We start from the raw sequence: 12,577 nt of genomic DNA, 5'->3' as shown, positions 1-12,577 counted from the left end.
TTTGAAAACGGATAAGCGTTAACCTATCCGTTGTATCTTTATTCTTATTTTTTAGCACACTCAACGAGCCTGCTACCAAGTTCGACTAGAACTTGTAACCGCGGTGCAGCGCAACAATGCCGCCCGTTAGGTTGAAGTATTTAGTATTTTCAAAACCCGCTTCTTGCATCATGCCTTCCAAGGTTTCTTGGTTAGGGTGCATGCGGATTGATTCTGCAAGGTAACGATAACTGTCTGCATCGTTAGCAATCAGCTCACCCATTTTTGGCAATAGGTGGAAAGAGTATGCATCGTAAACCTTTGATAGTGGCTCAAGCACTGGCTTAGAAAACTCAAGAACCAACAGACGACCGCCCGGCTTAAGTACGCGGTACATTGAACGCAGTGCTTGGTCTTTATCGGTTACGTTACGCAGACAGAAGCTGATGGTAATGCAATCGAAGTAGTTGTCTGGGAAAGGCAGTTCTTCAGCGTTTGCTTGAACATAATGTACGTTGCCAACAATACCGCTATCACGCAGTTTATCGCGGCCAACATTCAGCATTGAGTTGTTGATATCAGCAAGAACCACGTGGCCTTTTTCACCAACGATGCGCGAGAATTTCGCAGTAAGGTCACCAGTACCACCACCAAGATCGAGGATACGTTGACCAGGGCGCACGCCACTGCAATCAATCGTGAATCGCTTCCACAAGCGGTGAACACCACCCGACATTAAGTCATTCATGATGTCGTATTTAGCGGCTACAGAGTGAAATACCTCTGCTACTTTCGCGACTTTTTGGTCTTTCGCGACTGTTTCGAAACCAAAGTGTGTGGTTTCTGACTCTACTGCTGAATTTGTCTGCACGCTTGTGTCCATAATGCTGTTATCTACCATGGTAAGTTCTCATCGACAGTACACTCTCTCTTTAGAGGCGCTGCGGCCGATTAGTTTACTTTATCCTCAGCAGGTTGTCTTTCTACTAAGGAGGCATTTTCTGAAAAAGCCTCATTTTGCGCCATTTCAGCCAAACCAATCGAGATCGGTTTCTTCACTTCAACACCCAATTGCTTGAAGCTTTCGGCCTGACGAATCACGTTGCCTCGCCCTGTCACTAGCTTATTCATCGCCCCTTGATAACTTTGGTTGGCTCTATCAAGTGAGCTGCCAAGGCCTTCCATATCATCAACAAACAGGCGCAGCTTGTCGTAAAGCTTGCTCGCACGTTCCGCGATAACTTGTGCATTTTGGTTCTGTCTGTCGTTGCGCCAAAGATTATCAATGGTACGCAGTGCCACCAGCAGGGTGGTTGGGCTGACCAAGATGATGTTTTGCTCCATCGCATCTTTCACCAAGCTAGGATCAGCCTGAATCGCCACTTGGAATGCTGGCTCAACCGGGATAAACATCAACACGTAATCCAGGCTCTGTATGCCTTTGAGCTGATGATAATCTTTCTGGCTCAAGCCTTTAATATGCGCTCGCAATGAAGCCAAATGATCACGCAATGCGGCATCACGCTGTTGATCGGTTTCGGCATTGAAGTAACGCTCAAACGCGACCAATGCCATTTTAGAATCCACCACTACTTGCTTATCTTGTGGCAAATGGACAATCACATCCGGCTGATAGCGCTTACCTGCATCGTTCTGTAGGTTCACTTGCGTTTGGTATTCGTGACCTTCGCGCAGCCCTGATTCAGCAAGCACGCGAGCCAGTACCACTTCACCCCAGTTACCTTGTTGTTTGTTATCGCCCTTTAGTGCTTGAGTCAGGTTAACCGCTTCACGCGTCATGCTCTCATTGAGACGTTGTAGGTTCTTCAGTTCGTGTACCAAGGTGTGACGCTCTTTGGCTTCTTGACTGAAGCTGTCATTAACCTGCTTCTTAAAACCCTCTAACTGCTCTCTCAACGGTGATAACAAACCTTCAAGACTCTGCTTGTTCTGCTGATCGACCTTGGCGGTTTTGCTCTCAAACAGTTGATTCGCTAACAGTTCGAACTGCTGCTTCAATCGGGACTCTGCCTGCTCTAACAGCTGCAGTTTTTCACTGTTAGCGAGGTTTTCTTGGTCGTGCCTAGCTTCTTGCTCGCGAAGCTCTGCCTCCAACTCAGACTTATGCTCCTTAAGAACATTGATATCATCGGCATACTGCTGACGTTCTTGCTTCACGGCTTCAAAATAGCGCAGCTTCTCCATCGCAGCCATCACCTTGCCATGTGCCTGCTTAAGTTCAAATGCCGCTTTATCTCGATCATCATCTAACTCATCAAGCTCTTGTTGCGCCTCTGCGAGTGAGGATTTGAGCTGAGATTGTTGAGACTCATGCAGCAAACGGTCGGACTCTAGTTGCTGTTCAAGAAGTCGCTGCTGAAAAGAGAACTTCTGTTTGATCCACCAACCCACGACACCGCCGCTGACGAGCGCGCCAGAAATTGCAGCGATAAGCGTTGCCTGATGTTCGATAATCCATTGCATGATAATGATTTAGCCTAATTGGAAATAACTCATTAAATGGTATTTTGATACTGGATAAATGTCCAGTTTGCCGTATTAAAATTCGACAGATAGACTAAGCGCTCCCTATTCTACCCCATCAAATTAAAATGAGTTGCTATGAACGAACGTCGTGCCTTGGGCTTTGGCCTTGCTGCGGTATTACTGTGGTCAACAGTCGCTACTGCTTTTAAGCTGACCCTTGCTGAGTTTTCACCGATTCAAATGCTGACCATCGCCAGCATTGTGTCGTCGATTGCGCTAATCGCGGTTTGCGCGTTTCAAGGTAAGCTTTCTCAGCTGAGTACCACGTTTCTTTCAAACCCTTGGTATTACTTACTGCTCGGTTTGGTTAACCCACTGGCCTATTACCTGATTCTATTCAAAGCCTACGACCTACTGCCTGCATCTCAAGCTCAAGCCATCAACTACAGTTGGGCGATCACGCTAACCTTAATGGCTGCGGTTTTTCTGGGGCAAAAGATTCGTAAACAAGATTGGATTGCGTGTACCTTCAGCTATGCGGGTGTGGTAGTCATTGCCACCAAAGGTGATGTATTAGGCATGCAGTTCGATAGCCCACTCGGTGTGGCACTGGCGCTGCTTTCAACATTGCTTTGGGCAGGCTACTGGATTCTCAATACCAAAAACAAGGCTGACCCTGTGGTGGGTGTACTGCTTGGGTTCTTAGTGGCATTGCCATTCGCAATTGGTTTAACCATTTACGAAGGCGAGAATTTTAGCCAAATCACAGCGAAAGGTTGGATGGCTGTGACTTATGTTGGCCTGTTCGAGATGGGCATTACCTTTGTCTTGTGGCTATCAGCACTCAAGCTAACCAACAATACGGCACGTATCAGCAACCTAATTTTTGCCTCACCGTTTATTTCGCTAATGCTACTTTCAACCATCATTGGCGAAGAGATTCACCCAGCGACACTGTTTGGCTTACTGCTAATCATTGCTGGTTTGGTGATTCAACAGATCAAGTTTTCAAAGAAAAACCCTACGTAAATAAGAGCTAAAAGACTCGATTGAGCACGAAAAGCTATCGATAAATTCGAATCTAGAGCTGGATTACCGCTTATAGATACAAAAATGGCGAGTCATATGACTCGCCATTTTTATGTAATTTAAAATCTAATGGATAAGCTCAAAGCTTAAACCCACTGGCCTGCTGCAAAGCCAGAGCTCCAACACCATTGGAAGTTGTAGCCACCTAACCAACCTGTTATGTCCATTACTTCGCCAATGAAGTACAAGCCTTTGATGTCCTTACATTCCATGGTTTTTGAAGATAGATGATTGGTATCTACACCGCCTAGGGTCACTTCCGCTGTTTTCCTAACACAGTCCATAAGTTGTCAAAATACAATTTATCAATTCTGTATTTTATACTTCAAACTTAACTTGCAGCGCTGTAAGTTCTCAAGAAACCGAACTGATGTAAAAACCAAATTAGCAATTCAACAATGGTTATACCCACATTTTTGAACCGCATTGGGGAGATGTCATGGGCTTTGCTAAGAACCCGAGAACATCAAATAACAATGCATAGCTATTCAGCTAGTGTATTACATTGGTTGGACTGAATTAGCCAAACGCTTTTCATGCCCTAAAGGTGTAGTGTAGAAACGCTGTTCAATACCGTAGAACAAATATTTCAGCTCATCGTCTGAGTTGATTTCAAACTTACTGTTTTCTTTATCGAACGTTAACTTCTGCTCACAGTAACTATGAATATACGAGTACATTTGATCTCGTTCTTCCACTGGTAATGCCGCCAGTGTATCCATTGCCAATGCGATACGTTTACGATTGGGCTTCGATATTTTAGACGTATCATAGCCATCAGAAAGTTCGATCTCTCATATACAAACGGGATATTCGAGAATATTGATCCAGAAATTACACCGATAAATCATCGTGTTTGATTAACTTACTTTATTCACTTTTATGATCCACTAGTGTCTAGATATTTTGATTATTCGCTCTCAAAAAAGCTTTTTGAGTGGTTGAGACGTTAGTCAGTCTCTGTAGTTCGGCTTGATTCCGAACGTCAAACGCTTTAAGAATCCTATACTTGTGAGACTCCACAGTTCTGGGGCTAATGAACAACTGCGCCGCACACTCTCTCATTGTGAGGCCTTGATTTAGCAAAGTCAGCACTTCACGTTGCCTTTTCGGTAAGGCTATTATTTTCTCTTCAATCGAATGTAGCTGCGCCTGCTTACCGAGTGAATAGGCTTGTGAGATGGGTATTTGCTTCCAGAAGCAAAGCCATAGGTTACCGAGTGCCTGCAGTTGTCTGGCGATTTGGTCGGTTTCAAGGTCACGATTAATCAGTGTAAAACTCGATAAGGTGATTGCTCCCCATATCTGCCCCTCGCTGCTAATGGGGATCATTACGTGGTACCTGACGCCTTGAACTCTCAATTGCTCAAGAGCGGGGTGAGTCGTTTGCATTAAATCGAAACTGTTAAACGCTCGATATAGCTTCACGTTGTCCAGTAATTGAGTGTAGCGTTTGTACAATTGTAAATGGTATTTCTCGAATTGAAAATGCCAAGCTTTGTCTAGGCTGGCGGAATAGAACTCGCCGCGGCTCAATAGTAGTGATGAACGGGGAATTAAGCTGAGTCTGTCGAATTGATAAGTCATTAACACTTGTTGAGCGAGCGAGCTCATGGTGTTTAGATAGTTATCAGGCGTAGCTTGCGAAAGCTTTATGACTTGCTCCGCAAGCAAGTTAGTGTCTGCATCCATGTCTTATCATTTGATCGAGGATAATGGCGACGATAATATTCAATCCATCTTGGTACGCAATGATTTAGAATGTAATTGAGTGTTTTTACTGAGTTTTATCTAACTAGTTGGTTAAAAAAGTATCATTCAGTGTTCTTGTCGCTAAAAATCAGAGTTTATCCGTATTTGTGCTCCCTGTTGCCCTCTAGTATTCCCCGCACCTTATTCTCTAAATCTTTTGAGCACAATAATGAAACTTAAACGAACGATAGTACCGACAACGGTGTTGTCCTTGCTTCTTAGTGGCTGCGGCTACGATGTGGAAATCACCTCACATCGAGACGTCCCTGATTTTTCCGATCACCACGCCTTTATCCTTGAGCCCAGTAAAGTGAAAGGCACTTACTTAGATTCTGACTACCGTCAAGAGGTCGCCAACACCGTCTCTGCAATCAACTCAAAGGTACGAGATAAAGGCTTGGCGGAGTCGGAAACGGCATTAACAGACATCGATGCTTATATCGAAGAATTGGATGCAATTGAAGGGGTCGATGTTTCTGTATTGAAGAGCCAGCTTAGCCAATTAAAAGTCAATGTTCAGCAAGTTCGACAGGTTGATGCAAAGCGTAGCGAGCTTGCGCGGACCCTGATCACTGAAAAGGCTACGCCAATCTTTGCTGAGATAGATGCGTCTCTAGCTAAAAAAACAGAATTTGAAGCGTTCATTAAGGCTGAACGCGACCGGTTAATAGTCCTAGAAGAGCAAGAGAAAACCGTGAAGGCCGCGATTGATAAGATCAACAATGAAACCAACGCGCAAATAGATAGCTACATCATAGAGAATGAACTTCCTTTAAAAGTTAGCTCTCACGGGCATCGTGTGACGTTTCAGAATGTCCGAGGTTACCGCGCAGGACATACTTGCATGCCTAAGTACAAGGATAAGGCCGATTTTCGTGGGACGTTGCTTGTGGCGAGTACCGGCGAAAAAATCTGTGCTAAGCGATTTTATTATTCCGTTTCAAGTGTGAGTTTTTCTGAAGCGGATGGCATGAACGTTGATGCGATCGCTAAGAAAGGCCTGCAGCGTAACTTCGATAATTACGTCAAGCTGGGCCATGCCTGGAATCAAATTGCCGAAACCGAAACGGCGCTGAAGAATAAAACCATCATCGCTGAAAACAAGTACGCAACAAGCCAAAGTCAGCTAGAAAGCGACCTGTGGCACGCTCAGAAGAAAATAGACAAATTGGGTGATGAATTATTCAATGAAGACAGAACGATTAATGAGGCATCAAGATCGTTTAATCGCTATAAAACTTCAAGAAAAATGCGTAGCGAAGTGCCAGACGTTCGATTGAATAACGGCCTTCTAGATAACTTCTATAAATTTGATGAGCGTAATGACGATGCCTATGTGATGGCCTCTATGAAGGCATTTGACGCTGTGGCTCACAAAGTCAAGATGGGAAGTAATGGATTCGATCTGCCATCAGGTGTTGAAGAGAAAGATGTGCATTTGTTGCTGGTGGTTCCCAATAAAGGCGCAGAACTCCGTGATATTTTCATCTGGGAGCGCTCTGCATTCAGTGGTGAGGGGCGAGTGGCGATGGATTCACGATCTTTCCAAGGAGCACAAGATGTGCAGTCTCTGAAAAAACGCATCGCATCCAGTTTTTATCTGTAATTAATGAGGTTTAGTGTGCCTGAACTAATTGAAAGTAAACGTTCTGCTTTTGGTTTTCTTAGTCCCGTGAACGCGCTGTATGCACTGTTCCCACTGTGTTATGCGGTAGTATATCTGTTGCCGGTGGTCTCCGATCTTGATGCTACTTTCACGATGACTGACGCCTTCCCAGCGTGGCTGTTTATTCTGTTCATGCTACCGGCATCAATGATGATGTTGGTAGGCAGTCCAAAGCGTTGGTATCGAACCGCCTTGATCGCTGGTCTTCTAGCGGCTCCGGCAATGATCTTCGCCGACTTATTTTTCGGTTTCAATATCATTGATCACGCGGGTCAGGATTTTGTTAGACACTTGGAGTATCTGGAGCGTCATAGCAGTCATTCGTATTTTAAAAAGTCCAAGGGTTTCATGGTATTTCTCGGATGGGGTTCGCTATTGGCGATTCCAGCACTACTGCTGAATATTCTGGCTCTGGTGGGTTACAAGTATCGAGTTCGAACTGAAGCTCTGCCTACGCTTAATGAAATTAAAGAAGCCAGTTCGCGTGTTGATATTCAGCAAGCGATGGGGGCTGTGAATACCGATAAAGTCCGTAGCTTAGGCGAAAAAGCCGCCTCACATCTGGATCGCGAAAAAGTCCAAGCTTTGGGTCAGAAAGTGAAGAGTCAGATTGAAGATGTTGATGTTGATAAACTGACCGAGCAAGTGGGTGAGCAAGCTAACGCTTTAAAAACGAAATCTCCAATGAAAGTGAAATTGGTATTAACGCTTTCAGTTGCTCTCGTGTTGGTTCTTATTATGGCCAGTAGCGAGGGGCCGAGTGAAAGTGATGTGATTGACGCGGCAAGCGTTGAATTCATTGAAATGGGTTTTGCTGTGGATGTGGATGATTACGATATCAGTGATTGTGAGGCAAGCAAGAGTGGTGAGATCTACCGTTGTATTGTCTCGGCACGAGTCACTCTAACTGAAAAGGACCAGTTCAATATTAAGATTGAATCGGTCATTAAAGATGAGGTACGCACGTTTGTCTATGAGGATGGCTTCTTGAGACCGGATGCAAATCACCTGCTGAGTAACAAAGCTCAGAGCCAACTCTCAGATGCCGTAGCGTCAGCGATGTTGGGAGAACTATTCGGTGGCCTAGAGAGTGTCTTCCGATAAGCCTCGCTCTTCAAATGGCTGACAAGTAGTAGGATTTGGGGCTTGATGTTCAGTCAACAAGGTCACCACAACCGATCTACGGTATGGCAAAACGTATGATTTTTAAGTGCTCAAGGGTTTGCCCTTAGCACTTTTTTTCTTGGACAAACTAGGTCAGATCATCATCCCCCCCCCGTTTTTACATAGCGTTAGATAGGAAGTTATTGCGGGTCTAGATTTGAAAGTTAAATTAACCTTGAAGCATATATATTATCCAAACTAGGCTCTGACAACTCAGAGCCCGATAAAGACGATTACAAATTGAGTTTTGGTTTGAAAGTTGAAATTTAACCACCAAAGAAGCTAAATGTAAGAATGCAAAATAATTACTGTCGAGGGATGACTAGTGGCAATCACTATTAAGAGACAAACCTGTTGTTTGTCACTCTTAAACCCACTGGCCTGCTGCAAAGCCAGAGCTCCAACACCATTGGAAGTTGTAGCCACCTAACCAACCTGTTACGTCCATGACTTCACCAATGAAATAGAGGCCAGACACACTCTTACACTCCATGGTTTTCGAAGATAGGTGATCAGTATCCACTCCGCCTAGAGTCACTTCGGCAGTTCGATAACCTTCAGTGCCATTTGGTGCAATTTTCCAGTTCTCTAGGTGCTCAACGATGCCACTAAGCTGCTTTTCATTGAACTGTTTAAGCGGCTTGTCTTCAAGCTCTTTACGATCAATCAGCACTTCCACAAAACGCTTTGGTAGTGCTTTCGCCAAGGTATTTTTCAAACTCTGATTTGGGTGTTTCTCGCGAGAATTCTCAAGCAACTCGGCAACGTCTACTTCAGGTACTAGGTTAATAGAAACCGATTGACCCGCTTTCCAGAATGAAGAGATTTGCAGTACCGAAGGACCAGATAAGCCGCGGTGCGTAAACAGCAACGCTTCTTTAAATAAAGTGCCGTCTTGCGCTGTGATCTCAGCAGGAATTGCGATACCAGAAAGCTCAGCGAAAGCTTCTTTGTCTTCTTTATGCAGAGTGAATGGCACTAAACCTGCGGTAGTTGGCATTACAGACAAACCAAACTGCTCTGCAATCTTATAGCCAAATGGCGTTGCGCCTAGCTTGGGCATAGACAAACCGCCTGTCGCTACAACGAGTGAGTCACACTCAACTTCGTCGGTATTGAGGTGCATCTTGAAGCCAGCGTCTGTTTTTTCGATGGAGTGAACATCACAACGGTAGCGTTGTTCGACTTTCGCTTGCTTACACTCGTCAAGCAGCATGCTCACGATGTCTTTTGCTGTGTGGTCATTCACACAGAACAACTGACCGTGATCGCGCTCTTCGAACTCAATGCCGTACTTGCTCACCATCGAGATAAAATCCCAGTTGGTGTATTGAGATAAAGCTGACTTCACGAAGTGAGGGTTGTTACACAGGAAATTGTTGGCTGAAACATCATAGTTAGTAAAGTTACAACGACCGCCACCTGAGATTAAAATTTTTCTGCCCGGTTTCTTTGCATGATCAACCACCAGCACTCGTCGGCCGCGTTTGCCCGCTTCCGCAGCGCACATTAAGCCCGCGGCGCCCGCACCAATTACGATTACATCAAATTTTTCACTCATGTGGTTCTGCTTTTCTTCACTTGTGCAGCCCGAGTACGCCCTGTTCTCGAAATGCCATCAATAAAAAAGGATGTGCATAAACAGCACATCCTTACTAATTGCTCGCTACTTTAGCGGCAATTTTAAACTTTGCAATTGATGTTCAATTGTACGATTTGCAGACAGCAGCAAGCCACTGTTTGGCTTGGCGAACCAACAACCGAAGCTTTACACCAAAAATCTAAGCTCTACTTCAATCGTACTAAATGACTTAGACGATGAAAGAAGACAGCAACGTTACACCTAACAGAGCAGAAGAGAGTATGAATAACTGCCTTACACGATCGCACTTCGACGTAAAAACTTCGTCGTGATGGTGGTGATACTCTTTGCTTTTGATGTAACTAAACAGGCGAACCTGTTTGGTCATATTGCCATGAGTTGTGAAGAAACCACCTCCATCTACTTGTTGATATAGTAGAGGGTGTGCTTCTCGCATAATATAAATGAGTGTTCTTAGCGCAGTAAAGTAACGCGCCCAGTTCACACAAGTCACAACCATTAGTGCAAATAGAATAGTGTCGCCGCTGATCATCCTTTCCTCCTTACATCTTCATAAGAAAACTCAAAAGAAAAAGATAATCAGTGTCTTTCTCGTACTACCTATACGGCAGGAGCTTCCATAATTGAAGATGAACCATCTTTTGCCAATTGCGCTAAGTCTTTATCAATAAAGAACAATGCTTTACCGTCTTCACCAACAAGCTCTAGCTTATCCAATACACCTTTAAACAACTTCTCTTCTTCGTGTTGCTCTGCAACGTACCATTGCAGGAAGTTAAAGGTTGAGTAATCTTGTGTGCTGAAAGCAACGTGAGCCAGTTTGTTGATCTTTTGAGTAATCATTTGCTCATGTTCGTAAGTTTCACGGAACACAGCCCCAAGGCTATCAAATTCATGTTTTGGCGCTTCAATCGCACCTAAAATTGGCATTGCACCTGTCTCACTTACGTAAGTAAAAAGACGCTGCATGTGTTCCATTTCTTCTACTGCATGAACACGCAGAAACTCTGCTGCACCTTCAAATCCTTTGTCTTCACACCAAGCACTCATTTGTAAGTATAGGTTGGATGAGAAAAATTCTAGATTAATTTGATCGTTCAGTTGCTCTACCATAGTTTTTGATAGCATTTAAGACTCCTAATTACATCTTCAGTTTTCTCTACTATATCACTATTTTATGAATATCTCGCAGGCCATTAGTTAACCAATATTTCGAGCAAACATTACGCAAGACAGTGGATATGAGATCACTTCAGCAAAAAAAGGCATTGCATAGTGCTAGTCTTTAGTTAGGCAATGAATAGAAGAGGTAGCGATATGAGTTACAAACATATTTTGGTCGCAGTCGATTTATCAGATGACAGCAAATTACTTGTGGATAAAGCGGTAGCATTGGCTAAGCCATTGGAAGCCAAAGTCTCTTTTATCCATATCGATATTAATTATGCAGAGCTCTATACCGGCCTTATTGATATCAACATGGCAGAAACCCAGCACAACGCGATGGAAGCATCTCGAGTTCAGCTACAAAATTTTGCAGAACACGCTCAATACCCTATTACCCACACCTTAGTGGGCAGCGGTGACCTGAGTCATGAACTGTGTGACACCATCAATGAATTCAATGTTGATTTAGTGGTTTGTGGGCACCATCAAGACTTCTGGAGCAAATTGCTCTCTTCAACACGACAACTGATCAATGCCTCGCCGGTTGATATGCTGGTCGTGCCTCTAAGAGATTCAGAAGACTAATGAATTAAGGTTAGGTAACATACAGCTCATATCTTATTAACGAAGTTTTTATATGAGCTATTTAGCTAGTGTTACCCTCTTATGGGCCTTCTCTTTTAGCCTGATCGGCGTTTACCTTGCTGGTCAGGTTGATTCTTGGTTCTCTGTATTAATGCGTGTTGCCCTTGCTGGCATTGTATTTCTTCCTTTCCTGAAGTTTCGAGGTATCTCGCGTAAGCTGATAGCTAAGTTGATGACGATTGGTGGTATCCAGCTTGGGCTGATGTACTGCTTCTATTACCAATCTTTCTTGCTGCTATCCGTTCCTGAAGTCCTTCTGTTTACCGTTTTTACCCCAATTTACGTCACGCTTATTTATGACTTCCTCAAAGGACAATTCTCTCCGTGGTATTTAGTGACAGCGGCGATTGCTGTATTGGGCGCTGTATTCATTAAATTCGCGGGGATCAACGAAAACTTTTTAGTCGGTTTCCTCGTAGTCCAAGGTGCAAACCTGTGCTTTGCTATCGGCCAAGTTGCTTACAAAGTAGTGATGGAGAAGGAATCGACAGAGTTACCTCAGCGCACAGTATTTGGTTACTTCTATTTGGGTGCGTTATGCGTCGCTTCGGTTGCTTTCATACTCTTAGGTAACCCTGAGAAGCTGCCAACAACCACGCTTCAATGGGGCATCCTGATTTACCTTGGCTTGATTGCTTCGGGGTTAGGTTACTTTATGTGGAATAAAGGTGCATGCATGGTGAATGCTGGTGCACTGGCTGTAATGAACAACGCCTTAGTTCCAGCTGGCCTTGTAGTAAACATCCTGATTTGGAACAGAGACGTCGACTTGGTTCGATTGGCCATTGGCGGCGCGGTTATCTTGTTCTCTCTGTTCGTCAACGAAACATGGGTGAAAAAGCGTGTTGCGAGATCCACAAGCAACGCCTAACCGCTTTCACTGAGCGAAGCGAACTAAACTAAGCTAAATGAACTGAGCTAAATGAATTGGCTCGGATAACCCCAAAAAGCAAAAGAGCGACCTTAGGTCTAATGCCGTTCACTTAAGAGTGAACGGCATTTTTGTTCTTAGCATACCGTTGTGG

At 44.2% G+C, this 12,577-nt stretch carries 11 protein-coding genes and 2 pseudogenes; 5 read left to right on the top strand and 8 right to left on the bottom strand.

The features are described 5' to 3' along the window. Positions 1-85: 85 nt before the first annotated feature. Positions 86-865: a bifunctional demethylmenaquinone methyltransferase/2-methoxy-6-polyprenyl-1,4-benzoquinol methylase UbiE gene (ubiE, locus tag ACED53_RS05115; protein ID WP_029222994.1), complete on the bottom strand. Its 780-nt coding sequence runs from the start codon at positions 863-865 to the stop codon at positions 86-88. A 65-nt stretch (positions 866-930) separates the two neighbouring features. Next, complete coding sequence (gene rmuC / locus ACED53_RS05110) at positions 931-2,463, bottom strand: DNA recombination protein RmuC (protein WP_017100515.1); 1,533 nt, start codon at positions 2,461-2,463, stop codon at positions 931-933. Between the two features lie 138 nt (positions 2,464-2,601). Here rmuC and ACED53_RS05105 point away from each other — a divergent pair, with 138 nt between their 5' ends. Further along, positions 2,602-3,495 carry a DMT family transporter gene (locus tag ACED53_RS05105; RefSeq protein ID WP_017100514.1) on the top strand — a complete coding sequence of 298 codons (894 nt, stop codon included), beginning with the start codon at positions 2,602-2,604 and terminating at the stop codon, positions 3,493-3,495. 146 nt (positions 3,496-3,641) lie between these two features. On the opposite strand, the pseudogene ACED53_RS05100 reads toward ACED53_RS05105, so the two are convergent. The 3 genes and pseudogenes from ACED53_RS05100 to ACED53_RS05090 form a co-directional block, all read right to left on the bottom strand. After that, positions 3,642-3,824 (bottom strand): annotated as a pseudogene (locus ACED53_RS05100) (NAD(P)/FAD-dependent oxidoreductase); the annotation flags it as partial. Between the two features lie 231 nt (positions 3,825-4,055). Then, positions 4,056-4,346, bottom strand: a pseudogene (locus ACED53_RS05095) (ATP F0F1 synthase synthase); the annotation flags it as partial. Between the two features lie 106 nt (positions 4,347-4,452). Next, a complete protein-coding gene (locus tag ACED53_RS05090) occupies positions 4,453-5,247 on the bottom strand; it encodes a LuxR C-terminal-related transcriptional regulator (protein ID WP_017101117.1) in 795 nt (264 codons plus the stop codon). A 229-nt stretch (positions 5,248-5,476) separates the two neighbouring features. On the opposite strand from ACED53_RS05090, the gene ACED53_RS05085 reads away from it, so the two are divergent. Together ACED53_RS05085 and ACED53_RS05080 are read left to right on the top strand one after the other, a co-directional pair. Next, the gene (locus ACED53_RS05085; protein ID WP_017101118.1) at positions 5,477-6,913 is read left to right on the top strand and encodes a hypothetical protein; all 1,437 of its coding nucleotides are present in this window, start codon (positions 5,477-5,479) and stop codon (positions 6,911-6,913) included. A gap of 15 nt (positions 6,914-6,928) precedes the next feature. Further along, entirely contained in the window at positions 6,929-8,077 is a 1,149-nt protein-coding gene (locus ACED53_RS05080) for a hypothetical protein (RefSeq protein WP_017101119.1), read from the top strand. Between the two features lie 427 nt (positions 8,078-8,504). Here ACED53_RS05080 and ACED53_RS05075 read toward each other — a convergent pair whose 3' ends face one another. The 3 genes from ACED53_RS05075 to ftnA all read right to left on the bottom strand — a co-directional run bounded on the left by ACED53_RS05075 (position 8,505) and on the right by ftnA (position 10,868). Next, positions 8,505-9,698 carry an NAD(P)/FAD-dependent oxidoreductase gene (locus ACED53_RS05075; RefSeq protein WP_017101120.1) on the bottom strand — a complete coding sequence of 398 codons (1,194 nt, stop codon included), beginning with the start codon at positions 9,696-9,698 and terminating at the stop codon, positions 8,505-8,507. A 250-nt stretch (positions 9,699-9,948) separates the two neighbouring features. Further along, positions 9,949-10,272, bottom strand: coding sequence for a universal stress protein UspB (uspB, locus tag ACED53_RS05070; protein ID WP_009848060.1), 324 nt, complete (start codon positions 10,270-10,272; stop codon positions 9,949-9,951). Between the two features lie 68 nt (positions 10,273-10,340). Beyond that, complete coding sequence (gene ftnA, locus ACED53_RS05065) at positions 10,341-10,868, bottom strand: non-heme ferritin (protein WP_004735556.1); 528 nt, start codon at positions 10,866-10,868, stop codon at positions 10,341-10,343. Between the two features lie 189 nt (positions 10,869-11,057). On the opposite strand from ftnA, the gene uspA reads away from it, so the two are divergent. After that, on the top strand, positions 11,058-11,492 hold the full coding sequence (gene uspA / locus ACED53_RS05060; protein ID WP_009848061.1) for a universal stress protein UspA: 435 nt from the start codon (positions 11,058-11,060) through the stop codon (positions 11,490-11,492). Between the two features lie 52 nt (positions 11,493-11,544). Beyond that, positions 11,545-12,423: a carboxylate/amino acid/amine transporter gene (locus ACED53_RS05055; protein ID WP_009848062.1), complete on the top strand. Its 879-nt coding sequence runs from the start codon at positions 11,545-11,547 to the stop codon at positions 12,421-12,423. Positions 12,424-12,577 lie beyond the last annotated feature (154 nt).

This window comes from Vibrio sp. 1F169 (assembly GCF_041439605.1).
Taxonomy (GTDB): Bacteria; Pseudomonadota; Gammaproteobacteria; order Enterobacterales; family Vibrionaceae; genus Vibrio; species Vibrio tasmaniensis_A.
Note: the sequence above shows the minus strand (reverse complement) of the source record. Positions and strands in the feature narration are given on the sequence as shown.

Coding starts and splice junctions, on each gene's coding strand:
- rmuC (WP_017100515.1), bottom strand. CDS start 2,463: ATGCAATGGATTATCGAACATCAGGCAACGCTTATCGCTGCAATTTCT.
- ACED53_RS05105 (WP_017100514.1), top strand. CDS start 2,602: ATGAACGAACGTCGTGCCTTGGGCTTTGGCCTTGCTGCGGTATTACTG.
- ACED53_RS05090 (WP_017101117.1), bottom strand. CDS start 5,247: ATGGATGCAGACACTAACTTGCTTGCGGAGCAAGTCATAAAGCTTTCG.
- ACED53_RS05085 (WP_017101118.1), top strand. CDS start 5,477: ATGAAACTTAAACGAACGATAGTACCGACAACGGTGTTGTCCTTGCTT.
- ACED53_RS05075 (WP_017101120.1), bottom strand. CDS start 9,698: ATGAGTGAAAAATTTGATGTAATCGTAATTGGTGCGGGCGCCGCGGGC.
- uspB (WP_009848060.1), bottom strand. CDS start 10,272: ATGATCAGCGGCGACACTATTCTATTTGCACTAATGGTTGTGACTTGT.
- ftnA (WP_004735556.1), bottom strand. CDS start 10,868: ATGCTATCAAAAACTATGGTAGAGCAACTGAACGATCAAATTAATCTA.
- uspA (WP_009848061.1), top strand. CDS start 11,058: ATGAGTTACAAACATATTTTGGTCGCAGTCGATTTATCAGATGACAGC.
- ACED53_RS05055 (WP_009848062.1), top strand. CDS start 11,545: ATGAGCTATTTAGCTAGTGTTACCCTCTTATGGGCCTTCTCTTTTAGC.